This is a genomic window from Sphingorhabdus sp. (genome assembly GCF_044239045.1).
Classification (GTDB): Bacteria; Pseudomonadota; Alphaproteobacteria; order Sphingomonadales; family Sphingomonadaceae; genus Sphingorhabdus_B.
Genome location: NZ_JBIICD010000005.1, coordinates 69,096 through 89,783, shown reverse-complemented (window position 1 = coordinate 89,783; position 20,688 = coordinate 69,096). Strand labels below are relative to the sequence as shown.

The 20,688-nt window shown below is 55.8% G+C and carries 27 protein-coding genes; 11 read left to right on the top strand and 16 right to left on the bottom strand.

Annotated elements, in window-relative coordinates; all coding sequences use genetic code 11:
• Window positions 1-28: 28 nt before the first annotated feature.
• The 3 genes from ACILP4_RS03340 to ACILP4_RS03330 are packed head-to-tail and all read right to left on the bottom strand — an operon-like array spanning window position 29 to window position 2,098.
• The gene (locus tag ACILP4_RS03340; RefSeq protein WP_395619329.1) at window positions 29-766 is read right to left on the bottom strand and encodes a DsbA family protein; all 738 of its coding nucleotides are present in this window, start codon (window positions 764-766) and stop codon (window positions 29-31) included.
• A gap of 40 nt (window positions 767-806) precedes the next feature.
• Window positions 807-1,490 carry a thioredoxin domain-containing protein gene (locus ACILP4_RS03335; RefSeq protein WP_395619328.1) on the bottom strand — a complete coding sequence of 228 codons (684 nt, stop codon included), beginning with the start codon at window positions 1,488-1,490 and terminating at the stop codon, window positions 807-809.
• 44 nt (window positions 1,491-1,534) lie between these two features.
• Window positions 1,535-2,098 carry a DUF721 domain-containing protein gene (locus tag ACILP4_RS03330; RefSeq protein WP_395619327.1) on the bottom strand — a complete coding sequence of 188 codons (564 nt, stop codon included), beginning with the start codon at window positions 2,096-2,098 and terminating at the stop codon, window positions 1,535-1,537.
• Here ACILP4_RS03330 and ACILP4_RS03325 point away from each other — a divergent pair.
• The 4 genes from ACILP4_RS03325 to ACILP4_RS03310 are packed head-to-tail and all read left to right on the top strand — an operon-like array spanning window position 2,097 to window position 6,015.
• Complete coding sequence (locus ACILP4_RS03325) at window positions 2,097-3,185, top strand: A/G-specific adenine glycosylase (protein WP_395619326.1); 1,089 nt, start codon at window positions 2,097-2,099, stop codon at window positions 3,183-3,185. The genes ACILP4_RS03330 and ACILP4_RS03325 overlap by 2 nt on opposite strands.
• The gene (locus ACILP4_RS03320; RefSeq protein WP_395619325.1) at window positions 3,169-4,470 is read left to right on the top strand and encodes a serine hydrolase domain-containing protein; all 1,302 of its coding nucleotides are present in this window, start codon (window positions 3,169-3,171) and stop codon (window positions 4,468-4,470) included. The genes ACILP4_RS03325 and ACILP4_RS03320 overlap by 17 nt, the downstream gene beginning before the upstream one ends.
• 4 nt (window positions 4,471-4,474) lie before the next feature.
• On the top strand, window positions 4,475-5,344 hold the full coding sequence (gene nudC / locus ACILP4_RS03315) for an NAD(+) diphosphatase (protein ID WP_395619324.1): 870 nt from the start codon (window positions 4,475-4,477) through the stop codon (window positions 5,342-5,344).
• The gene (locus ACILP4_RS03310; RefSeq protein WP_395619323.1) at window positions 5,341-6,015 is read left to right on the top strand and encodes a DsbA family oxidoreductase; all 675 of its coding nucleotides are present in this window, start codon (window positions 5,341-5,343) and stop codon (window positions 6,013-6,015) included. The genes nudC and ACILP4_RS03310 overlap by 4 nt, the downstream gene beginning before the upstream one ends.
• Here the strand turns inward: ACILP4_RS03310 and ACILP4_RS03305 are convergent.
• Window positions 6,012-6,416, bottom strand: coding sequence for a DUF1489 family protein (locus tag ACILP4_RS03305; RefSeq protein WP_395619322.1), 405 nt, complete (start codon window positions 6,414-6,416; stop codon window positions 6,012-6,014). The two genes, ACILP4_RS03310 and ACILP4_RS03305, sit on opposite strands and share 4 nt — an antisense overlap.
• A 24-nt stretch (window positions 6,417-6,440) precedes the next feature.
• Window positions 6,441-7,850 (bottom strand): magnesium transporter, encoded by a 1,410-nt coding sequence (gene mgtE, locus ACILP4_RS03300; protein WP_395619321.1) that lies wholly within the window; start codon window positions 7,848-7,850, stop codon window positions 6,441-6,443.
• Between the two features lie 156 nt (window positions 7,851-8,006).
• On the opposite strand from mgtE, the gene ACILP4_RS03295 reads away from it, so the two are divergent.
• On the top strand, window positions 8,007-8,456 hold the full coding sequence (locus ACILP4_RS03295) for a peptidylprolyl isomerase (protein ID WP_395619320.1): 450 nt from the start codon (window positions 8,007-8,009) through the stop codon (window positions 8,454-8,456).
• A 78-nt stretch (window positions 8,457-8,534) separates the two neighbouring features.
• Here ACILP4_RS03295 and ACILP4_RS03290 read toward each other — a convergent pair whose 3' ends face one another.
• From ACILP4_RS03290 to pdxH, 4 genes are read right to left on the bottom strand one after another with little or no spacing between them, the layout of a single operon-like run.
• On the bottom strand, window positions 8,535-8,825 hold the full coding sequence (locus ACILP4_RS03290) for a hypothetical protein (RefSeq protein ID WP_395619319.1): 291 nt from the start codon (window positions 8,823-8,825) through the stop codon (window positions 8,535-8,537).
• 35 nt (window positions 8,826-8,860) lie between these two features.
• Entirely contained in the window at window positions 8,861-9,658 is a 798-nt protein-coding gene (locus ACILP4_RS03285) for a PhzF family phenazine biosynthesis protein (protein WP_395619318.1), read from the bottom strand.
• Window positions 9,651-10,604 carry a cation diffusion facilitator family transporter gene (locus tag ACILP4_RS03280; RefSeq protein WP_395619317.1) on the bottom strand — a complete coding sequence of 318 codons (954 nt, stop codon included), beginning with the start codon at window positions 10,602-10,604 and terminating at the stop codon, window positions 9,651-9,653. The genes ACILP4_RS03285 and ACILP4_RS03280 overlap by 8 nt, the downstream gene beginning before the upstream one ends.
• 10 nt (window positions 10,605-10,614) lie before the next feature.
• On the bottom strand, window positions 10,615-11,211 hold the full coding sequence (gene pdxH, locus ACILP4_RS03275) for a pyridoxamine 5'-phosphate oxidase (protein WP_395619316.1): 597 nt from the start codon (window positions 11,209-11,211) through the stop codon (window positions 10,615-10,617).
• 225 nt (window positions 11,212-11,436) lie between these two features.
• On the opposite strand from pdxH, the gene ACILP4_RS03270 reads away from it, so the two are divergent.
• The 5 genes from ACILP4_RS03270 to aroC are packed head-to-tail and all read left to right on the top strand — an operon-like array spanning window position 11,437 to window position 15,539.
• Entirely contained in the window at window positions 11,437-12,348 is a 912-nt protein-coding gene (locus ACILP4_RS03270) for a DnaJ C-terminal domain-containing protein (RefSeq protein WP_395619315.1), read from the top strand.
• Window positions 12,341-13,303 carry a YihY/virulence factor BrkB family protein gene (locus ACILP4_RS03265; protein WP_395619314.1) on the top strand — a complete coding sequence of 321 codons (963 nt, stop codon included), beginning with the start codon at window positions 12,341-12,343 and terminating at the stop codon, window positions 13,301-13,303. The genes ACILP4_RS03270 and ACILP4_RS03265 overlap by 8 nt, the downstream gene beginning before the upstream one ends.
• 7 nt (window positions 13,304-13,310) lie before the next feature.
• A complete protein-coding gene (gene fabI, locus ACILP4_RS03260) occupies window positions 13,311-14,138 on the top strand; it encodes an enoyl-ACP reductase FabI (RefSeq protein ID WP_395619313.1) in 828 nt (275 codons plus the stop codon).
• Window positions 14,138-14,473, top strand: coding sequence for a hypothetical protein (locus ACILP4_RS03255; RefSeq protein WP_395619312.1), 336 nt, complete (start codon window positions 14,138-14,140; stop codon window positions 14,471-14,473). The genes fabI and ACILP4_RS03255 overlap by 1 nt, the downstream gene beginning before the upstream one ends.
• Window positions 14,463-15,539 (top strand): chorismate synthase, encoded by a 1,077-nt coding sequence (gene aroC, locus ACILP4_RS03250; protein ID WP_395619311.1) that lies wholly within the window; start codon window positions 14,463-14,465, stop codon window positions 15,537-15,539. Before ACILP4_RS03255 ends, aroC begins: the two co-directional genes overlap by 11 nt.
• Before the next feature lie 183 nt (window positions 15,540-15,722).
• Here the strand turns inward: aroC and ACILP4_RS03245 are convergent, their stop codons facing one another.
• The 7 genes from ACILP4_RS03245 to ACILP4_RS03215 all read right to left on the bottom strand — a co-directional run bounded on the left by ACILP4_RS03245 (window position 15,723) and on the right by ACILP4_RS03215 (window position 20,091).
• On the bottom strand, window positions 15,723-16,385 hold the full coding sequence (locus ACILP4_RS03245; RefSeq protein ID WP_395619310.1) for a glutathione S-transferase family protein: 663 nt from the start codon (window positions 16,383-16,385) through the stop codon (window positions 15,723-15,725).
• Between the two features lie 72 nt (window positions 16,386-16,457).
• The gene (gene yihA / locus ACILP4_RS03240) at window positions 16,458-17,078 is read right to left on the bottom strand and encodes a ribosome biogenesis GTP-binding protein YihA/YsxC (protein WP_395619309.1); all 621 of its coding nucleotides are present in this window, start codon (window positions 17,076-17,078) and stop codon (window positions 16,458-16,460) included.
• Window positions 17,075-18,844 (bottom strand): membrane protein insertase YidC, encoded by a 1,770-nt coding sequence (yidC, locus tag ACILP4_RS03235; protein WP_395619308.1) that lies wholly within the window; start codon window positions 18,842-18,844, stop codon window positions 17,075-17,077. Before yidC ends, yihA begins: the two co-directional genes overlap by 4 nt.
• A 34-nt stretch (window positions 18,845-18,878) precedes the next feature.
• Complete coding sequence (yidD, locus tag ACILP4_RS03230; protein WP_395619307.1) at window positions 18,879-19,091, bottom strand: membrane protein insertion efficiency factor YidD; 213 nt, start codon at window positions 19,089-19,091, stop codon at window positions 18,879-18,881.
• Window positions 19,092-19,140: 49 nt separating this feature from the next.
• Window positions 19,141-19,476, bottom strand: a complete 336-nt coding sequence (gene rnpA / locus ACILP4_RS03225) for a ribonuclease P protein component (protein ID WP_395619306.1) — start codon at window positions 19,474-19,476, stop codon at window positions 19,141-19,143.
• Window positions 19,477-19,499: 23 nt separating this feature from the next.
• Window positions 19,500-19,634: a 50S ribosomal protein L34 gene (gene rpmH / locus ACILP4_RS03220; RefSeq protein WP_125230634.1), complete on the bottom strand. Its 135-nt coding sequence runs from the start codon at window positions 19,632-19,634 to the stop codon at window positions 19,500-19,502.
• 115 nt (window positions 19,635-19,749) lie between these two features.
• Window positions 19,750-20,091 carry a PGPGW domain-containing protein gene (locus ACILP4_RS03215; RefSeq protein WP_395619305.1) on the bottom strand — a complete coding sequence of 114 codons (342 nt, stop codon included), beginning with the start codon at window positions 20,089-20,091 and terminating at the stop codon, window positions 19,750-19,752.
• A 168-nt stretch (window positions 20,092-20,259) separates the two neighbouring features.
• On the opposite strand from ACILP4_RS03215, the gene ACILP4_RS03210 reads away from it, so the two are divergent.
• Entirely contained in the window at window positions 20,260-20,661 is a 402-nt protein-coding gene (locus ACILP4_RS03210) for an acyl-CoA thioesterase (RefSeq protein WP_395619361.1), read from the top strand.
• Window positions 20,662-20,688 lie beyond the last annotated feature (27 nt).

Genomic DNA, 20,688 nt, shown 5'->3' with positions numbered 1-20,688 from the left:
GCGATGTCATGGCCCGCCAGAGCCATATTTAGCGTGCGCCGGCCTCGACCAGCTTGCTTTTCACCTGCACCCAGGAACTGGCGTCCAGCTTAGCGCCGTTGAGCAAGAAGAATGGCGTACCAGAGACTTCATCTTCCTTCGTCCCGCGTTCCGTAGTTTTGATCAGGGCATCAATCGCGGCCTTGTCCGACAAGCACGCTTTGGCTTGGTCTTCGCTAATGCCACGTGATTTTACAAATTCGATCAAGCCCATTTTGGTGCCGAGCAAGGTTGCAATCTGTTCCGGCGACATTTTCTGCATCGCTTGCTGGTCAGCCTCGGTCACGGTGCTGATTTTACCGAGCCATGAAGGCTGCTCGGCATAGAGTTGATCGGTAAGGGGGAAGAATGCCTCCGGACCGCTACATTGCGCCAAAAGGAAGCCCGGGACGTCTTGAATGCCATGGACGAGGAACGGACGGAATTCCATGGACACGGTGCCGTCATTAACCAGCTTGTGCAATTCCTCTGTCGATTGTGCCGCAAATTGCGCACAGCCGGGGCAGGTGATTGCACCATATTCGACCAGCTTCAATTTTGCATCGGGGTTGCCCATTTGATAGCCACCAAATTCGGTTTTGGTGACAACATCGACCCAAGCTTTATCCGCAGGGGCAGCAACCTTTGCCAGCGGTTCACCTTTTGGTGCGCCAGCCGTGTCGGCACCGCCACATGCGGCAAGTGCAAACGCCGCGGCAGTTGTCAAAATGAATGTCTTGATACGCATGTGATATCCTTCTGTCTGGCCTTATCTCTGTTATCTTAGTTTACTTCATTGCCGCCTTTAATTCGGCAACATTATGGATGTGATCCTGCAAAACGCCGTTGACCAAAAATGACGGAGTGCCGCGCACACCAAGCGCTGATCCTGCTTCCGTCATGCCAATAATAGCATTAAATGCAGCCTTGTCAGCTAAGCAGCTTTTCGCCTGCGCTGGCGTAATCCCGCGTTGTTGCATGATGGGGCCTAAGCCGATTTCGTCAAAGGTACCGACCATGAACCCAGTATAATCTTGCGTCTTCAACTTGTCGCGCGTGGCGGCGCTGATATTCTTGGTTTTCCCTGACCAGGTGGCTTGCGTTGAGAGCAGATGCCGCTGATTGCCGAAGAACTTTGCCTTACCGCCGCAACGGGCCAACATGGCAGCAGTCAAATCAACCGGGTTGAGCACCATGTTACGAATTTCGAGGCTGGCCTTGCCGGTGGCGACAAATTGCGTTTTGAATGCCGGCGCCTCCTTCATTTCAAAATCCGCGCAATGCCCGCATGTGTAGCTGAGATATTCGACCACTTTGTTTGGTGCGGCCGGATTGCCGAGGACATGCGCGCCCTTGTCCGTGACCGTCACGGTCGAAAGCCATTTGCTTGGTGCGGGTGCGGCAACAAGCGTGGTCGAGAGCGCCAGTGCGCCCACCAAAACGGCGCCCAGATATTTTTTCATATGCGACATATGGATGGCCCTTTTACTTCGAACTTTATCTTGCGCATCTGGTATCACTCGCCGTCTTTGGCAAGGCTTTTTGCGAGGCTTTCGAGGACGGCGAAAAGCTCTGGATCACCGATTTCGCGCAAGGATTCGCCTAATTCCATCGGCACTGGCTTCAACATGGGCGCAGCGGTTGGTGGACGCAGTTTTGGCTTGGCAACAGGCCCTTGGCGGACTTTAACCCGTGCCACGGCTCCATATCCAAAAAAGCGGTTCACTCGGTCGATGATTTCGGGAAGCACATGCTGAATCATCGTGGCATGTGCACCTTCGACCGTCAGTTCCAGCGTGCCGTCGGATTTCTTGCCAATCGGAAAGCGGATGGCCTCCGGCGCAGACACGGCGGCATAGCGCGCGCCAACGATTTCGTCCCAGCGGCTCACGACAGAGCTTTGCACGAAACCGAATTTCCGAAAGGCGGCACGGCCGATATCGGGCATGAGCGCGGATACAGACTTCGCCTCGCCGCCGCGTGGGCGCTGAAATGTTTTGGGCGTCAGTGCCTTTTTGGTGCCTTTTGGCGGTGGTGGTGACTTGCCTTTGTCCATCCCCTGTTCCATGCCATTTTTCATGTCAGGCGTCCAACAAGCCATCCATAAATCTGGGGATATCGCGCAGGCCTTGCTCGCGCATTATGACGTGCATGCGCGGACGCTGCCTTGGCGCGCGCCGCCGGGTCAGAACTTTGCTAATCCTTATCATGTCTGGCTTTCGGAAATCATGCTGCAGCAGACGACGGTTGCGGCGGTGGGGGCCTATTTTCAGAAGTTTACGCAGATTTGGCCCGACTTTGCGGCACTGGCGGCGGCCAATGATGCCGATGTCATGGCGGCATGGGCCGGCCTTGGCTATTATGCCCGCGCACGCAATTTATTGAAATGCGCGCGGGTGGTCGTGGCGGAACATGCAGGCCGTTTGCCGGAGACCGAGGCGGCGTTGCTGAAACTGCCGGGCATTGGGCCCTATACCGCCGCTGCCATCGCCGCGATTGCATTCGGGCAAAGGGCGGTCGTCGTTGATGCGAATGTCGAACGTGTCGTGTCGCGGCTGTTTGCTATTTCCACGCCTTTGCCGCAATCAAAGCCTCTTATTCGCGCGGCGACTGACCGTATTACACCCGATGGCCGCGCGGGCGATTTTGCGCAGGCTATGATGGATTTAGGGGCCGGCATATGTTCGGTACGCGCACCCTCTTGTCTCATTTGTCCTCTTGCTTTTGCCTGCGATGCTGCGCGTTTGGGTAATCCGGAAATCTATCCCGCCAAAATGCCCAAGGCCGCCAAACCACAGCGCACAGGCCATGTGTACTGGATCGCGCGGGACGAACATGTCTGGCTGGTGCGCCGCGATGAGAAAGGCCTTTTGGCGGGCATGCGCGCGTTGCCGGACGATCAATGGACCGCGCGATTGGATGGCCATGCCACGCCCCCTGCGCCTGCCAATTGGCAAAATTTGCCGGTGCATGTGGCGCATGTTTTCACCCATTTTTCGCTTCGGCTCGATATTGCCGTTACGTCATGGCCAGCAGACGCAGATGGACCCGGTGATGGCGAATGGTGGCCGCTAAAATCGCTCGACAAGGCCGGTCTGCCGACCCTATTCAGAAAAGCAGCAGAGGCGGTGTTAGACGCAGGGGGAAAGTATGAATATGCAAGGTAATAGGCAGGCCATGATCGGTCGGCGCGGGTTTTTGACATGGGGCGGCCAATTGGCAGCGGCGGGTGCCGTTGGTGCATTTGTCCCTGCGCGCGCTTGGGCGCAGGCGGCCGATTTATATCCGACGATCCGGACGCAGTTTGAAAGCTATGTCTCTTCGGGCAAACTCCCCGGTGTTCTCGCCACCATTGGTCGTGCAGCCGGAATGCCCGATGTGGTTGCCGTTGGCACGCAAGGGCTGGGCGAAACCACGCCTGTGAATATCGACACATTGTGGCGCATTTATTCAATGACAAAGCCTGTCACCGGCATCGCCGCGATGATCCTTGTGGACGAAGGCAAGATGAAGCTCGATCAGCCGATTGCGGATTTCCTGCCAGAATTTGCCAATATGACCGTGCTGACCGATCCGGACAATAATCTGAACGCGGTGCCCGCCAAGACGCAGATTACACTTCGCCATTTGCTGACCCATACCGCTGGACTTGGATATTCCATCATTACCAAAGGCCCATTGCTGCAGGCCTATCTCGACAATGGTATCACGCCGGGCATCGTCAGCCGCTTTCCTATTCCTGGTCAGACAGCAAGTGCGCCGACCCCAGATCTCAAGACATTTTCCGAACGGCTGGCCAAGCTGCCATTGATTGCCGAGCCGGGCACAAAATGGAGCTATTCTATCTCTCTCGATTTGCTTGGCCGCGTGATTGAAGTTGCCAGCGGCATGGATTTTGAAGCCTTTTTGAAGACACGCATTTTTGAGCCGTTGAAAATGACCAGCAGCTATTTCCAAGTGCCGAAGTCGGAAACCAAGCGTTTCGTGTCCAATTACGCGCCGGTTAACGGCGTGTTGTTCCCGATCGATCCCGCGTCGACCAGCATTTACCTCGATAAACCAGCCTTTGCCTTTGGCGGCGCTGGCATGGTGTCGTCCGCGCGCGATTATGACCGATTCCTCAACATGTTGGCTAATTATGGCGAATTGGATGGCGTCCGCATCATGTCAACGGCAGCTGCCAAACTCGCCATGTCCGATTTGCTACCGTCCGCTGTTACAACAGATGGCACGTTCGCCGAAGGCGCTGGCTTTGGTGCGGGTGGCCGGGTCGGCAAGGGCGTGAATGCGGGCGTGTTCGGCTGGGGTGGTGCCGCGGGCACAGTGGCTTTCGTCGATCCAAGAAGCAAATTGCGCGCCGTCTGTATGGCGCAATATATGCCGAGCAATGTTTATCCGTTCCACGCAGACTTCGCCAAATGGGTCCAGAAGGACCTAGGTTTGCCCGCTTAAAACCATGATGGCTCCAGGTTTTACGGGCTCACCGCTCGACCGCGCTGACCGCGTCCGCAATGATGCAGAGGCTTATGGCTTGCTGCTGGGGGACTGGCGCGCGCGGGTGTTAGGACTTGATGGGCTTGACCCGCGGGTCAGCGACGCAGGCGGCTTGCACTGGCATTCTTTGGCCGAGCTAGAGGGTTCAGAAGAACTCATCCTGCTTGGTCTGTCCGATGGTAAGCCGCATTTTGTGGCGTTGGTCGATGCCGCGGGGGACGCGTTTCGTTCGCCTGCTATCTGGCGTGCTTTGTCGATGCTGCCTGCCGAGGATGCCGCTATTTACGGCACCGCGCGCAGCCTGATCGAATGGCATAATGGCCATCGTTTCTGCGGACGTTGCGGCGCGGCGACTGTGCTGTTTCGCGCAGGCTGGGGCCGCAAATGCGGTAATTGCCAGAAAGAACATTTCCCGCGCACCGACCCTGTGGTCATAATGCTCGCCGAATTTGAAGGCAAGGCACTGGTCGGACGGCAATCCCGCTTTCCGCCGGGCAATTATTCGGCGCTGGCGGGCTTTTTGGAACCCGGCGAATGCATTGAAGAGGCCGTTCGCCGCGAAATTCATGAAGAAGCGGGCGTAACTTGTTGCGCGGTGCGGTATGTAACCAGCCAGCCTTGGCCCTTTGGCGGTTCGCAATTGATGATTGCCTGTACCGCCGATGCGTTGGACGATGCACTCACGCTCGACACCGACGAGATTGAAGATGCGATGTGGGTGACGAAGGAGGAAGCGATCGCCGCGCTGAAGGGCGAGACCGACCGTCGTTTCAATGCGCCGCCACCCTTTGCGATTGCGCATAGCTTGCTACGCCATTGGGTGTCGCAATGACGGCTGGCGCGGTGCCGTTGCGCATCGACATCGTCTCGGATGTGGTATGCCCTTGGTGCATCATTGGTCTGAAACAGGTGGAGAAAGCGCTGACACTTGTTGGCCAAGACATTGCCGCCGAAACCTATTGGCATCCGTTCGAACTCAACCCGAACATGGCGCCCGAAGGCGAAGATACCGCAGAGCATATCGCGCGCAAATATGGCAGCACGCCCGAACAGAGCCGCATTAATCGGAGCAGGCTGGCCGACATCGGCAACAGCGTCGGCTTCGCGTTTAATTATGGCGAGGGCATGCGTATTTATAACACGTTCAACGCGCATAAATTGCTGACCATATTTGGCAGCGAGCGGGGTTGGCGCGCGCAGACGGCGTTGAAAATGGCTTTGTTTACCTCTTATTTTCAGGACCGCCGCGATGTGAGCAATTTCGACGTTCTGTGCGATATTGCGGAGGCGCAAGGCATGGACCGCGCCGTGGCTTTGGCATGGATTAACGATGCCGCGCTCACGACCAGCGTACGGGCCGAAATGGCGCATTGGACCGACCAGAATATTACGGGCGTGCCTGCGATCATCTTTGATCAAAAATATATGGTCCCTGGCGCGCAAAGCGCCGAAACATTCGCCGATGTGATTAACAAGGTGCTGACTAAGCGCGCGGCTGCCTAAACCAACCCCATCTTCATCAGTTCATTCAGCATCTTCGGAGACATTTCGTCGCGGCCATCGGTTTCGACCGAATCCAGATCAGGCGGGGCGTTGGCGTCTTCGAGATAGCGCCAGCCCTGATGCGCGCGCTTGGGTGTGGAGCGGACGGCGATGAGCTGGGGTACAATGCGGATCCAATGCCTGCCCGCGCCATTTTCCATGAAGCCAATGATGGGGCTTCTGCCGATGATCGTATGTGCATGAATCCAATAAAGTGAACCACCCGCCATTTCGTCGACGCGCTTGGGCAAATAGCGTGTGGTTAAGCGGACTTCACCGTCTTGGGCATAAGCCGTAAGGCGCTCGCGCAAATGCTGCGGGCTTTCCGCGCCAAAGGCGATTTTGGTCATGTTTAAGGGCATGGGAGCGATTTGGGAATTATGCGGTTAACCGGCAAGGCCGCTGAAGACCGCAAGGCCCAGAAAGATGAGGAAGCCCATCGAATCGGTAATCATTGTTACAAAGATGGAGCTTGAAACCGCAGGGTCTTGATCCAGTCGGTCCAGCAACACGGGAATTGCAACGCCGGACAATCCGGCCAGTGAGATGTTGCACAATATCGCCACCGCAATCACGGATGCGAGCCGCCAATTCTCAAAAATCAGGCCCGCGCCGAGACCTGCAATCACCGCAATGGTTGCACCGATAAGCAGGGCAACCCGTATCTCGCGCCAAATCGAGCGCATCGTGTTGGATTGGGTCAGCTGATTGGTAGCCAATGCGCGCACCGTCACCGCAAGCGTCTGCGTCCCTGCATTGCCGCCAATGGAGGCGACTATGGGCATCAGGACGGCGAGCGCCACCATCGTTTCAATCGCTGCGCCAAATTGCGCAATGATGAAACTTGCGACCATAGCCGTGCCCAAATTGGCAATCAGCCAGCGCACGCGCGCTTTGTAGCTGTCCGAAATAGGCTCGTTAATGTCGCCTTCGCCGGCACCCGACAGGCGCAAAATATCCTCGTCCGCTTCTTCCTGAATGATATGGACGATGTCATCGGCGGTGATGACACCCACCAACCGGCCAGAACCATCGACAACTGCCGCGGAAATCAAAGCATATTTCTGGAAACGTAACGCGACCTCTTCCTGATCCATATCGACCGGGATGAGCGTCTGTTCATGCATCATGATTTCGCTAACCGGAACCTTGCGCTGACTGCGCATGATCCAGCTCAATTTGCATGTGCCCACGGGCTTATGCTGCGGATCGACGACGAAAATTTCCCAAAACTCGGTGGTCAAATCTTGGTGATCGCGCAGATAATCGATAAGCTGTCCGACAGTCATATGTTCCGGCACCGCGACCAATTCGCGTTGCATGATACGGCCAGCAGACTCGTCGGGATAAGAGAGCGCATTTTCAATAACGGCGCGGTCTTCGGGATCCAGCTCGGCCAAAACGGCTTGCTGATCCTCCGCCTCCATATCCTCGATAATCGCAACAGCGTCATCGGTATCCAATTGTCCGGCAAGCCCCGCCACTTGGGACGCAGGCAGGACATCGATAATGTCTTCACGGACATAATCATTGACCTCAGCCAACACCTCGGCGCTCATGAGGTCGCCAAGGCTGATGGCCAGCAGACCACGTCGTTCGGATGGGGTTAGTTCGAGAAGGTCAGCAATGTCGGCTTCGTGCAGGGGTTCCACAAGCCGGTAAACTTCGTCCAGATCGCCTTCGTCGGCAGCGTCGAGAACACGGTCTACATAATCGCGCGTCAGGCGATTGTCTTCGTCCAGCGTTTCCACGATTTCGGGGTCAAGGACGTTCGGGTTGGCGATGTCGCTGGTCAATTGCGTGCCTCCCGTTTTTCCATCTGAGACGTTTTAGTATGAATTCGCCCCTCCTAAGCAGGCGGCGTGAAAATGCAATGATTTTGGCTTTGCACCTCTGCGATGCTTCCCCTAGGGCAGCCGACATCGAATTTACACGCCTAAAGGAATCTCAATATGGCCGATCAAACACTTACCTTTTCGCTCGACAGCGGCGACGTTGTAATCAAGCTGCGTCCTGATCTGGCGCCCAATCACGTCGCTCGCATCACCGAACTTGCCAGCGAAGGCTTTTACGATGGCGTAAAGTTTCACCGCGTAATTCCTGGCTTCATGGCGCAGGGCGGCTGCCCCAATGGCACAGGCATGGGCGGTTCTTCCAAGCCAAATCTGAAGCAGGAATTTAACGCAGAGCCACATGTGCGCGGCGTTTGCTCTATGGCGCGGACTAATGATCCGAACACCGCCAACAGCCAGTTTTTCATCTGCTTTGACGATGCCAGCTTCTTGGACCGTCAGTACACTGTCTGGGGCCAAGTAATCAGCGGCATGGAGCATATCGACGCTTTGCCAAAGGGTGAGCCACCTGCGAATCCTGGCGTTATCCGCAAGGCAACCGTCGCTTAATAATCAAAACAGTATCAAAAACGCGCGGGAGGCACATTGGCTTCCCGCGCGTTTTGTTTTTTACAAATCAGGCAGTGATTAGTCGTTGCCGCCTTGTGCAGCCTCTGGCGGACGCATCGCCGCCATCGCGGCTTTCAACTCGGCCATTGAAATCTTATCGTCCTTATCCGTATCAATATTCGCGAAATACTGAACCAATGGGCCTTGGGCCTCATCCTTGGCAATGAAGCCGTCCTTATTGGCATCGAGAAAGGCGAAAATCTGCTCTGGCTGTGGCGCGCCACCACTTGGCGGAGCCGGCGGGGCATCTTGCGCCATGACGGCGGGTGAAAGCAGGAGTGCCGACAAGACGGCGAATGACTTCAGCATGAATGATCCTTTGAACAATGGAATGTCGTTGATGGTCAGCGCAAGCTGAACATTCCCTTTACTACCGTAAAACAATGGCCTGACAACCAAACTTTGTCGTCCTCTAATTGGCAGCCCAAATATCCGCCGCGGGCAGATGCTTGGTACGCGGTGAAGCTGTCGCGACCGAGGACGGATGCCCAATATGGTGCAATCACCGCATGAGCGCTGCCGGTGACGCTGTCTTCATCAACGCCTGCACCGGGTACGAATACGCGGCTGACGATGTCAGTGTCATCACCGCGCGCGGTAGCGGTGAAGCTGTCATCGCCCAATGTTGCCAACGCCTTCATATCGGGCTTGAGCGCCAAAATTTCGGCAGCGGTCGCATAGACGAACATATTATAACTGTCGGGGTTGCTGCGCATCGACAAAGGCTTGCCACCCATCGCGGCCATCATGTCCGGATTGTCGACTTCCTCTGTAGGAATGGCGGGCAAGGCGACAGCATACGCATCACCTTCGCGGCGCACTTCCAATATTCCCGCTTTGCGCGTGCGCAATGTCACGCGGTCCAGCTCGGGATTTTGGCTCAAAATGATGTGCCCGCTTGCCAATGTCGCATGGCCACAGAGGCGAATTTCTACAGTTGGTGTAAACCAGCGCAGTTCATAATCCGCCGCACCTGTTGCATCGGGCACATAAAAGGCGGTTTCCGCAAAGTTATTTTCTTCCGCAATCGCCTGAAGTACGGCGTCATCCAAATATTCTGTCAGCGGCATCACGGCCGCCTGATTGCCGGTGAAGGGGCGATTCGCAAAGGCGTCTACATGAAAATAAGGCAGATCAGTCATGGGAATCCTTGTCGTGCTCAATTGTTTTTGACGGGATATATCCCATCTCATCCTTATGGCCTTCGGGGTCAGGGTGGATGAGGATTTCGACGCCGGGAAATGCGTCCATCAACGCTTGCTCCACCTCATCCATGATATCATGTGCCGCCGCGACCGTCATATTCGGGTCAACCCAGGCATGGAACTGGCAGAAATCATGTGCGCCGCTGGAACGGGTGCGCATGTCATGGATGCCGCGCAATTCAGGATGGCGCAGCGCAACTTCGATAAACCGTTGCCGTTTTTCCTCCGGCCATTCACGGTCCAGCAACTGGTCCAGCGCCAAGCGCGCGGCGCGATATGCACCCCATAACAACCATGCGGCAATCGCCATTCCGAATAACGGGTCGGCACCGCCCACATTCAACATGGTGTCGAGCAGTATTGCAACGATCACCGCGATGTTGAGCAAAAGGTCGCTTTGATAATGCACATGGTCAGCTTGGATCGCGACCGATCCGGTTTTGCGGACCACATGCCGTTGATAGGCCAGCAAACCTAAGGTGGCGACGATGGCAATGACCGAAACGCCAATGCCATATTCGGGGTGCGCGGTCTGTTCCTGCGCGCCTAAGCGTATGATGGCCCGCCATGCGATCAATATGGCCGATACGGTGATCAACACGACCTGAAAAAGCGCAGACAGCGCCTCTGCCTTGCCATGGCCGAAACGGTGGTCATCATCGGCGGGCATTGCGGCGTATCGGACGCTGAATAAAGTGAGCACCGATGCCAGAACGTCAAAGCCCGTATCCGCCAAAGACGCCAATAAAGCGACGGAGCCGGTTTCAGCTGCAGCAAAAATCTTCAGCGCGAGCAGGAATAAGGCCATTGTCACGCTGGCGATAGCCGCGCGGTTGGTTAGGTCGCTATGCGCATGATGATGGTGATTATGGGCAAGGCTCATGGTCTATACGTCACGGGAAAAGCATGCCGCTTGTCCAGCCGTTCCCATGGCGTTCATACAGCCAGCGTTCGTGCAGGCGGAATTCGCGGTCTTGCCAGAATTCGATGCGGTTCGGGGTCACCATCCAGCCGGACCAATGTGGTGGACGTGGCACGTCTTGGCCTTCAAAACGGGCCTCCACCTCGGCAAAGCGCGCTTCAAAGGTTGCGCGATCGGCGAGCGGGCGGGACTGATCGGATGCCCATGCACCGAGCTGCGAATTGCGGGAGCGGGTTGCGAAATAGGCGTCAGCGGTCGCATCGTCGACGGGGCCTGCCGCGCCCTCAATCCGAATTTGCCGGCGCAAGGATTTCCAGTGAAATAGCAAGGCGACATGCTTATTGGCCGACAATTGCGTGGCTTTGCGGCTTTCGAAATTGGTGTAGAATATGAATCCGCCATGCGTACCCAGATCCCGGCCATGGCCTTTCAACAAGACCATCCGCACTGAAGGTTGGCCATCCACGCCCGTGGTCGCCAATGCCATCGCGTTGGAGTCATTGATTTCGCTCGCCCGTGCTTCGGCAAACCATGTGTCGAACAAGCTAAAGGGATTGGGTCTTTCCATAATTCACCGATAGGCTAGACTGCTACGGGTTAAAAGGGGCAAGACGATAAAATGAGATGGGACATGATATTTGGGCTAGCCAATATATGGGCTTTGCTTGGCTTGCTGCTGTATCTTCTGCTACGCATGTTCATGGGTGAAAAACCCAATCACGCCGTGCTCCCAAGTTGAATCCCGGCGCTGTAATACCAATCTAAGACCCACGAGACAGTAACAGGGACAAGAATGGCAGATCCTTATTCCATATTAGGTGTGTCCAAAGGGGCGGACGATAAAGCGATCAAGGTCGCCTATCGTAAGCTGGCGAAGGAGTTGCACCCCGACAAGAACAAGGACAATCCGAAGGCATCGGAACGGTTTAGCGAAGTGACGCAAGCCTATGATCTATTGTCGGACCCGAAAAAGCGCGGTCAATATGATCGCGGCGAGATTGACGAAAACGGGCAGCCGCGCTTTTCGGGCAATCCTTTTGGCGGCGGCTATTCCCAAGGCGGCCCGGCGGGCGGCAATTTCGGCGGTGGCGGGATTGACTTGGGTGACATATTTGACGGTCTGTTTGGTGGCGGGGGCGGTGGGCGCCCAGGTGGCGGGCCCGGCCCACGGCCGCAGCAAGCCCCGCCAAAAGGTGCGAATATTGCCTATGCGCATTTGGTGTCGTTCACCGACGCCGCCACGCTTGCGCCGCAACGCATCATGTTGGGTGATGGCAAGACGGTAGAATTCAAATTGCCCGCGGGCATAGTTGCGGGGCAGCAAATCCGTATTCCCGGCAAGGGGCAGCCTGGCCCCGGCGGCCATGGTGACGCGATGGTGACGCTAAAGATTGGCAAGCATCCGCATTTGGTGCGCGATGGCGACAATATCCGCATCGATCTGCCGATTTCGTTGCAAGAGGCGGTGGCAGGCGGCAAGGTCAAGGTACCGACGGTCGATGGCGCAGTCCTGCTGACCGTCCCGCCACGCACCAATTCTGGCGCAGTGCTGCGGATCAAGGGACGCGGCTTTACCGCCAAAGCCGGCATCCGCGGGGATCAGCTGGTGACATTGATGATCCATCTACCGACGGACCCAGCGGAACTTGCACGGATAAGTGACGTTCTCTCGGACAGTTCAGTCCGGGAGAATATGGGTGTCTGAAATTTCGCCTTTGTCACCGGAGGCACGGGCGCACCTTCCGGCGACAACGCATGCGGATGAAAGCGAGGCCACATGGTTTGCACGGCTTAGCCTTCCGGGGCAGGTCGTAGAAGTGGTCAAGCGCGTTGGCATGGGCGTGTATAGTGACGGCTTCATTCATGCGGGCAATTTTGCTTATCTGTCGTTGGTATCGCTCTTTGCCTTTTGCGTCGTGGCGGCGGCAATTGCAGGGGCATTTGGCCAAACCGAGTCTGGCCTCGCGTTAATCGAAGCTTTTTTTAAAACGGTACCGCCAAGCGTCGCCAGCGCGCTGCAAGGACCCATCCAGTCCGCCATGACCGCGCGCTCCGGCCCTTTATTGTGGTTGAGTGCGGGTGTCAGCCTGTGGACGGCCGCCAGCCTTATCGAAACCTTTCGCGACGTTTTGCATCGCGCATATGGCGCAACACCCAGCCGCGCATTTTGGCATTACCGGCTGAGTTCGCTGGGTGCGATTATCGCTTCGGTGGTTCTGGCGATGGTCGCGTTCTCCGCGCAAGTGTTGGTCACCGCGGCGGAGGATTTTGTCTACCGCTTCATTCCCACAGCGCAGACAGTGGCGAGCTATTTTGCTTGGGGCCGCATCATACCCTTTGTCACCCTGTTTGCTGCGATTTACGTCATTTTCGCAGGGCTGACGCCAGCCAAATATCGATCTTCGGATTTTCCAAAATGGCCGGGGGCCGCCTTTGTTAGCCTTTGGTGGCTTGGGTTAACCGCGTTACTCCCCATCTTCCTATCCAGTGTGAGCAATTATGATCTGGCTTATGGCAGTCTGGCAGGGGTGATGTTGGCGCTGATTTTCTTTTACCTGATAGGCCTTGGCTTGGTAACAGGGGCGCAGTTGAACGCGGCGCTGGCCAACGCCCATGAAAATGGACTAAGGTACATCAAAGCAAATATAGCGGACGAATGAGGATATTATGACCGGATTGATGGCTGGTAAACGCGGACTGATTATGGGGCTTGCCAATGACAAGTCGCTCGCATGGGGTATCGCAAAGCGCTTGCATGCCGAAGGTGCCGAATTGGCCTTTAGCTATCAGGGCGAAGTTATGGAAAAGCGCGTGCGGCCCTTGGCGGCGCAGTTGGGTTGTGATTTTCTGATCGACTGCGATGTCGCGGATATGGCCAATCTCGACCGCGCGTTTGAAACGCTGGCGGAAAAATGGCCAACCATCGACTTCGTCGTGCACGCCATTGGTTTCACCAATAAAGAGGCGTTGCGCGGCAAATATTATGATGTCGGCTTAGAAGACTTTTTGTTGACCATGAATGTCAGCGTCTACAGCTTTACCGCCGTTGCCAAGCGTGCCGCAGCGATGATGAAGCCGCTTGATCCCGAAACCGGCGAAGGTGGCGGGTCCATGCTGACATTGAGCTATTATGGCGCGGAAAAGGTTATGCCGCATTATAACGTCATGGGCGTGGCAAAGGCTGCGTTGGAAACTTCGGTCAAATATCTGGCCAATGACGTTGGGCCGCAGGGCATTCGCGTGAACGCCATTTCGGCGGGCCCGATCAAGACGCTGGCGGCATCAGGCATTGGCGATTTCCGCTATATATTGAAATGGAATGAGCTGAACACACCGCTGCGCCGCAATGTGACGATTGATGATGTCGGCTCCTCGGCGCTCTACTTCCTGTCCGATCTCGCGGCAGGGGTAACGGGCGAAACCCACCATGTTGACGCAGGCTATCACACCGTCGGCATGAAACAGGAGGATGCTCCTGATATTAGCACACTCTGATGTTCGCGGGGCATAGCGACGCGCTAGTTCTTCTTCTGGCAGGATGTGCTGTGCTCGTTGGCGCGCATGGCTATTGGCACGCGCGTCGCTATTGGGAGGGGCTGCCGCCGTTGTTGGACGCCTTTGTTTCAATGGCAGGCTTTATAGGCATCATTGGCGCATTTGTATGGGCAGGACGTATCGGCACGACCTACGGCCATCCCCACGCCGCCCGTGTGATAGGTGTCGCCATCGCGCTGATCATTTTTCGTGCAATCCGGACATGGATCGGCAAGGAGCAAGTTCGCTATCGGTCGGGACAATTGAAGAAAACGGAAACAGCAAATGAGCTTTAATACCTTTGGCCGCGTGTTCCGTTTTTCGACATGGGGCGAATCCCATGGTCCGGCGCTTGGCGCTTTGGTGGATGGGTGCCCTCCAGGCCTTGCTTTGTCTGAGGCGGATATTCAGCCATTTTTGGACCAAAGGCGTCCCGGCACCTCGCGCTTTACAACGCAGCGGCAGGAACCCGATGCCGTGCGGATATTGTCGGGCGTATTTGAAGGCCGCACGACAGGTACGCCGATTTCGCTGATGATCGAAAATGTCGACCAAAGGTCCAAAGATTATTCCGACGTTGCTAAGGCCTATCGACCCGGCCATGCCGATTACAGCTATGACGCCAAATATGGCTTTCGCGACTATCGCGGCGGTGGCCGGTCCAGTGCCCGCGAAACCGCCGCGCGCGTGGCGGCAGGCGCAGTTGCCCGCGCCGTCATTCCGGATGTCGAAATCATGGCCTATGTCGCCGAAATCGGTGGTGATGCGATTAATCGCGATAATTTCGAAGCATCACAAATTGATAAAAACCCGTTTTTCTGCCCTGATGAAGCGGCGGCGGGGCGCTGGGAAAAATTGGTCGATGAAGCGCGCAAGGCGGGATCCTCGCTTGGCGCAGTCATTGAATGTGTTGCCACGGGCGTCCCTCCCGGTTGGGGCGCACCGCTTTATGCCAAGCTCGACAGCGAGCTGGCGTCGGCGATGATGAGTATAAATGCCGTCAAAGGTGTGGAGATTGGCGCAGGCTTTGGCGCAGCGCGTTTGCGCGGCGAAGAAAATGCCGACCGGATGCGACCCGCCAGCGAGGGATCAAACCATCCCGAATTTCTAGCGAATAATGCAGGCGGTATCGCGGGTGGCATTTCCACAGGGCAGCCGGTGATGGTGCGTGTTGCATTTAAGCCGACATCTTCCATCCTTACGCCAGTTGAAACCGTCACAAGCGACGGGACCGCCACGGACATAGTCACCAAGGGCCGCCACGACCCGTGCGTAGGCATAAGGGGCGCACCCGTGGTCGCGGCGATGATGGCGCTGGTGCTGGCGGATCAGAAGCTGCTGCACCGCGCACAATGCGGCTAGGCGGTTGCAAACAGGCATGTCCCGATAAATGAAACCATCGTCGCCGATCCAACCATCGTCACCATTTAACGCATCGTCTCCATTTAACCCATCGTCATCCTGAACTTGTTTCAGGATAACGCGCAACGTGGTTTGTCATCCCGAAACAAGTTCGGGATGACGATTCTGTCTTGAGTGCCTTCCTTAAGTAAAAGCGCGTTCGATCCGTTCTATCGTCCATGGCTCTTGCGCAGCGGCGGCATACCATTGTTCCATCCACGGATGTGCCATGATGGCGTCTGCATAGGCTTGGGCAAAGCCGGGCAGGGTGAAGCCATAGGTCACAAAGCGCGTGACCACTGGCGCGAACATGATGTCGGCCGCGCTGAAAGTACCAAACAGATAGGGTCCATATTGGCCAAAGCGCGAACGCGCCTCTGCCCAGTTTTGCAAAATGCGGAGCGCGTCAGCGTTTGTTTCGTCGGACAGCTTCACGTTGGTAACAGTCCTGCGTGTGTTCATGGGGCATTCGCGGCGCAAGGACAGATAGCCGGAATGCATTTCCGCCACCATCGAACGCGCCAGTCCGCGCGCGACATGATCCTTCGGCCAATAACGGTCGCGCCCGACCTTGTCGGCGAGATAATCTATGATCGCGAGGCTGTCCCAGACCACCGCCTCTCCATCCCACAAGGTCGGCACCTTGCCCGACGATGGCGCAAGATCTGCCTGACGCTTGCGCTGTTCCCAGTCCTGGTCAAACAACGGAACAAGGATCTCTTCAAAATGCAGGCCGGATTGTTTCGCCGCCAGCCAGCCGCGCAGCGACCAGCTTGAATAGGCTTTGTTTCCAATGATCAGTTTCAAGGACATGCGACCTTACATGGCCGTTGTTTGCTTTTCTGTCGAGAGGGCAGAGGCGGATAGCCTAAGCACTTTTTACGACGCCACAGCTTCCAATACGGCAGCCCGCAGATCTTCAATCCCGCCGCGCTTTTCAGCGGAGGTCACCGACAGGTCAGGATACGCCGCAACATGCTTGCGCAGTTTTGCCATCGTGTCGGTTTCGACCGCGGCTAAGTCGCTCGCCTTGGTCTTGTCGGTCTTGGTCAGCACAATACGGTAGCTGATGGCTGCGCTATCGAGCATCGACATGATGTCATGGTCGACCTCTTTAATGCCGTGGCGGCTGTCGATAAGGACAAACACACGTTTTAACACCACGCGGCCGCGCAAATAATCGTTAATCAGGTAACGCCATTGCTGCACTGTCTTGATGGGGGCCTTAGCGTACCCATAGCCCGGCATATCGACGATACGAAATGCCGCAGGGTCGCCCACATCAAAGAAGTTCAATTCCTGTGTGCGACCCGGCGTATTCGATGCACGCGCCAGATTGTTACGGTTAACGAGCGCGTTGATCAGGCTCGACTTGCCGACATTCGACCGACCCGCAAACGCGATTTCCGGCACCGTTGGTTCGGGCAGAAATTCGAGCTTTGGCGCGGATTTCAGGAAGCTGATGGGACCTGAAAAGATTTTAGTCGTCGTCTCGGTCACGCCTTGGCATTCGCTTTCGCCTGCGCCTTTTCTTGGGCTTCACGGGCCATTTGCTCGCGCAAAATGGGGTGGCGCGAATACAGCCATTTTTGTTGGGCAATCGACACGAGGTTGGACATCACCCAATACAACTGAAGACCAGCGGCAAATGGTGCCATGATGAACATCAGGAACCAAGGCATGACGGCAAAGACCTGCTTTTGCACTTCGTCCATGGGTTGCGGATTCAGGCGCTGCATCAGCCACATCGTCACGCCCAGCAAGATCGGCAATATGCCAATGGCGATGAAAGATGGCGGATCGAACGGCAGTAATCCAAACAGGTTTATGGGCGTCAACGGGTCCGGTGCAGACAAATCCTTCAACCACAAGACAAAGGGCTGATGACGCATTTCAATCGACAGCAGCAAAATCTTGTAAAGCGCGAAGAAGATCGGAATTTGTAGCAAGATCGGAAGGCAGCCCGCGAGCGGGTTTACTTTTTCTTCCTTATAGAGCTGCATCATTTCTTGCTGCAGGCGCGGCTTGTCGTCTTTCCAGCGGTCTTGAAGCGCCTTGAGCTTGGGTTGCACCGCACGCATCTGCGCCATAGACGCAAATTGCTTTTGTGCGACCGGATACATGAACAAACGGACAATGATGGTCAGGCCAATGATGGCGACACCAAAATTGCCGAATACGCCAAACAGCCAGTGGAGGATCCAGAAGAACGGAATAGCGATGAACCAGAACCAGCCCCAGTCAATGGCATAGTCCAAATAAGGAATGCCCAAATCTTGGGAATAAGCGTTGAGGACAGCCATTTCCTTGGCGCCAGCAAATAGGCGTGAGCTGCTGTCATATGTGGCTCCAGCGGCGACATTATTGTAACGCGTTGGGATGACTTGCGCTTGATAGACGTCGCCGCTTGCGCGGAACTTCGCCGATACCGGTGTTTTCTGATCTGGAATCAGCGCGCCCAGCCAATATTTGTCGGTAAAACCAAGCCAGCCGCCGGTGCTGGTGAAGGCTGCTTCACCCTTATTTTCTGCGACATCGACATAGCCCCAATCATAATTGGGTTGGTCATCAAAAACGCCCATAGGGCCGATATGGATATGCGTGAATATCGAGCCACCTGAGGTCGCGTCGGCGGGCTTGCCGGTGCGGCTGAGCAACGCGAAGTTAGCTATTTCGGCAGGCGCCGTGCTACCATTGGTGAAACGCTGCTTTGCCGTGATCATGAAATTCTCATCAATCGACAGCGCAATTTCAAACTTCTGACTTTGCGCATTGGTCCAGCTTAAGGTCACGGGCGTGGACGGCGTCAGCTTGTTGCCGCTGGGTGTCCACACGGTCTTGTCGTCTGGCGCTATGATGCCACTGCCGGCCCAACCGAAGCGGGCGAAATAAGCATTTTGGGTACCAGACGGCGCAAAAAGGCGAACGGGCGCCGAATCCTTGGCTAACTCGGTACGGTGGGTCAACAACACGAGGTCGTCGATTTTCGCGCCCTCAAGATTGATCGAACCTTTCAGCTTTGGCGTTTCGACCATGATGCGCGCGGACGACTGAAGCGCGTTAGCGAGCGGAACAGCCTGAACCTTGGCAGGAGCGGCTTCGACTTGAATATCGGACGTTGCGCTGCCTGCTGGCGTCGCGGAAGATGCCGCTGTGCTGGCGACTGGCGCTGGTGTCGGGAAGAAATAGCTGGCGACATAGGGCCAACCGAACAGGATGAGACCCGTCAGCAATACTGCAAATATCAGGTTGCGTTTATCGTCCACGTCTAAAATTCCCCGTTAATCCGTAAATGGAGCATCATGGCACGGGATCATATCCGTGCCCACCCCAAGGTTGGCAGCGCAATAGCCGTTTGATGGCCAGCCAGCCACCCTTAATTGCGCCATATTTTTGCAGCGCACTAATCGCATATGCCGAACAGCTTGGGCTATATCTGCAGGTCGGCGGCAAAATACGCGATGGGCCGATCTGCCAGGCCCGTGCGACCAGAATGAAGAGCTTTGCGATCATGGGCTATCTCCCCATCGCAAGTCGTTGAGGAGAATTGGGTTATTGTTCGTCAGCCGCATAATTTGCCCAACGCCTTGATCATATCGCTGCGCAATGCGCCAAAGTCCCGTTCGATCCCAGTGTCACGGCCAATCAGGATATGGTCAGCGCCGGGTTGGCCATTTTGCCCGAGCATTTCCTGCGCGAGCGCGCGAAAGCGTCGGCGCATGCGGTTGCGGACCACCGCGTTGCCGACCTTCTTGGTAATGGTAATGCCCAAGCGAATGTCGGTGCTTTCATCCTGCCTGTCTTTCACAAGCAAAACAAAACCGGGAGTTGCATATCGCTTCCCCCGGTTGGCAGCCAGAAAATCTGACCTTTTTTTGATGATGCTGTAACCGCGCATGTCGCGGTCCGCCTGCTCGGTAATTAAGCCGACAGCTTCTTGCGGCCGCGTGCGCGACGTGCGTTCAGGATATTGCGGCCAGCGGCGGTTGACATACGAAGACGAAAACCGTGGCGACGGGCACGCACGAGATTGCTCGGCTGAAAAGTGCGCTTCATGACTGTAATCCTTAAATTTTTTGCGTCTTGAAATGAAAATGGTCGCCGAATCTGCGCAGCGACCTTTTCTGTTGCAGTGGCCGATACGGTCAGCATGGCGAAAAGTCAACACGGGTCAGGGCATTTTCATGTCAAAGTCGTCGCGCCGGAACAGGTGCATGATGTCGCGTTTGACATCGGGAAAGGGCGGGCGCCCTGTGACCTTGTTGCGCCGCAGTGCCCAATTTGCCCAACGGGCATATTCGGGATGTTGCTTTGAAAGCCTGGAATATCGCTTCTTTGCCCAACGCGAATGTTTTAGGATCACGCCGAGCCCGATGATAAACAGCATTAGTCCGCCTGGACCCGGAAGCCAGCTGACAAGTGGTGCCGCAACGATCAGCGCCCAACCCAAAATGACCATCGACAAGCGATAGGCAGGCGTTTCGATCCAGTTTTTTCGCTTCGAGGGGTGCATATTGGTCATGTGGGATTAAGGATCGAGCGTTGCAAGTTCATGTCAGCACCAAACAGTTTTCGCAGATGTATAAAATCTTTACCATTATCCATTATCGTCAGCATTTATTCATGGTTTTGCCGCAATACAGCAGTATCGCCGTTTCTTACCGTTTATGATGAAAGTCTCATGACAACTGCTCTCCTTCATCTTCACCGCATTGGCGTGCTGCCTTCGGACATTGATTTCATGGGGCATGTGAACAACGCGCGCTACTTGAATTGGGTGCAAGATGCCGTCCTAGCGCATTGGAACAAGCTTGCCCCGCCGGAGACAGCGGCGAAATATCTTTGGGTCGCGCTCAAGCATGAGATTACATATCGCAGGCCGGCATTCCTCAATGATGAAGTGATCGCATCAGTTGTGCTTGAAAAAGTGCAAGGGGCCCGGTCATTTTACGATACGGTGATCAAGCGTGGCGAGGACGTTCTTGCAGAGGTAAAGTCCAGCTGGTGCTGCATTGATGCAAAAACGCAGCGGCCTGCGCGCATTGCAGCCGATGTTCAGGCGTATTTTTTTAGTCGGGATTGATACAAGATTGGCGTGCCGCGTTTAGAG

Excerpts from the sequence above, each read along its gene's own strand:
- ACILP4_RS03255 (WP_395619312.1), top strand. The coding sequence starts at position 14,138 with ATGTTCGCGGGGCATAGCGACGCGCTAGTTCTTCTTCTGGCAGGATGT.
- pdxH (WP_395619316.1), bottom strand. The coding sequence starts at position 11,211 with ATGGAAAGACCCAATCCCTTTAGCTTGTTCGACACATGGTTTGCCGAA.
- ACILP4_RS03335 (WP_395619328.1), bottom strand. The coding sequence starts at position 1,490 with ATGTCGCATATGAAAAAATATCTGGGCGCCGTTTTGGTGGGCGCACTG.
- ACILP4_RS03215 (WP_395619305.1), bottom strand. The coding sequence starts at position 20,091 with ATGCACCCCTCGAAGCGAAAAAACTGGATCGAAACGCCTGCCTATCGC.
- nudC (WP_395619324.1), top strand. The coding sequence starts at position 4,475 with ATGATGGCTCCAGGTTTTACGGGCTCACCGCTCGACCGCGCTGACCGC.
- ACILP4_RS03330 (WP_395619327.1), bottom strand. The coding sequence starts at position 2,098 with ATGAAAAATGGCATGGAACAGGGGATGGACAAAGGCAAGTCACCACCA.
- yidD (WP_395619307.1), bottom strand. The coding sequence starts at position 19,091 with ATGATCGCAAAGCTCTTCATTCTGGTCGCACGGGCCTGGCAGATCGGC.
- aroC (WP_395619311.1), top strand. The coding sequence starts at position 14,463 with ATGAGCTTTAATACCTTTGGCCGCGTGTTCCGTTTTTCGACATGGGGC.
- fabI (WP_395619313.1), top strand. The coding sequence starts at position 13,311 with ATGACCGGATTGATGGCTGGTAAACGCGGACTGATTATGGGGCTTGCC.
- ACILP4_RS03285 (WP_395619318.1), bottom strand. The coding sequence starts at position 9,658 with ATGACTGATCTGCCTTATTTTCATGTAGACGCCTTTGCGAATCGCCCC.
- ACILP4_RS03325 (WP_395619326.1), top strand. The coding sequence starts at position 2,097 with ATGTCAGGCGTCCAACAAGCCATCCATAAATCTGGGGATATCGCGCAG.
- ACILP4_RS03295 (WP_395619320.1), top strand. The coding sequence starts at position 8,007 with ATGGCCGATCAAACACTTACCTTTTCGCTCGACAGCGGCGACGTTGTA.
- ACILP4_RS03305 (WP_395619322.1), bottom strand. The coding sequence starts at position 6,416 with ATGCCCTTAAACATGACCAAAATCGCCTTTGGCGCGGAAAGCCCGCAG.
- rnpA (WP_395619306.1), bottom strand. The coding sequence starts at position 19,476 with ATGCGCGGTTACAGCATCATCAAAAAAAGGTCAGATTTTCTGGCTGCC.
- rpmH (WP_125230634.1), bottom strand. The coding sequence starts at position 19,634 with ATGAAGCGCACTTTTCAGCCGAGCAATCTCGTGCGTGCCCGTCGCCAC.
- ACILP4_RS03320 (WP_395619325.1), top strand. The coding sequence starts at position 3,169 with ATGAATATGCAAGGTAATAGGCAGGCCATGATCGGTCGGCGCGGGTTT.
- ACILP4_RS03210 (WP_395619361.1), top strand. The coding sequence starts at position 20,260 with ATGACAACTGCTCTCCTTCATCTTCACCGCATTGGCGTGCTGCCTTCG.
- ACILP4_RS03290 (WP_395619319.1), bottom strand. The coding sequence starts at position 8,825 with ATGCTGAAGTCATTCGCCGTCTTGTCGGCACTCCTGCTTTCACCCGCC.
- ACILP4_RS03340 (WP_395619329.1), bottom strand. The coding sequence starts at position 766 with ATGCGTATCAAGACATTCATTTTGACAACTGCCGCGGCGTTTGCACTT.
- ACILP4_RS03280 (WP_395619317.1), bottom strand. The coding sequence starts at position 10,604 with ATGAGCCTTGCCCATAATCACCATCATCATGCGCATAGCGACCTAACC.
- ACILP4_RS03310 (WP_395619323.1), top strand. The coding sequence starts at position 5,341 with ATGACGGCTGGCGCGGTGCCGTTGCGCATCGACATCGTCTCGGATGTG.
- ACILP4_RS03270 (WP_395619315.1), top strand. The coding sequence starts at position 11,437 with ATGGCAGATCCTTATTCCATATTAGGTGTGTCCAAAGGGGCGGACGAT.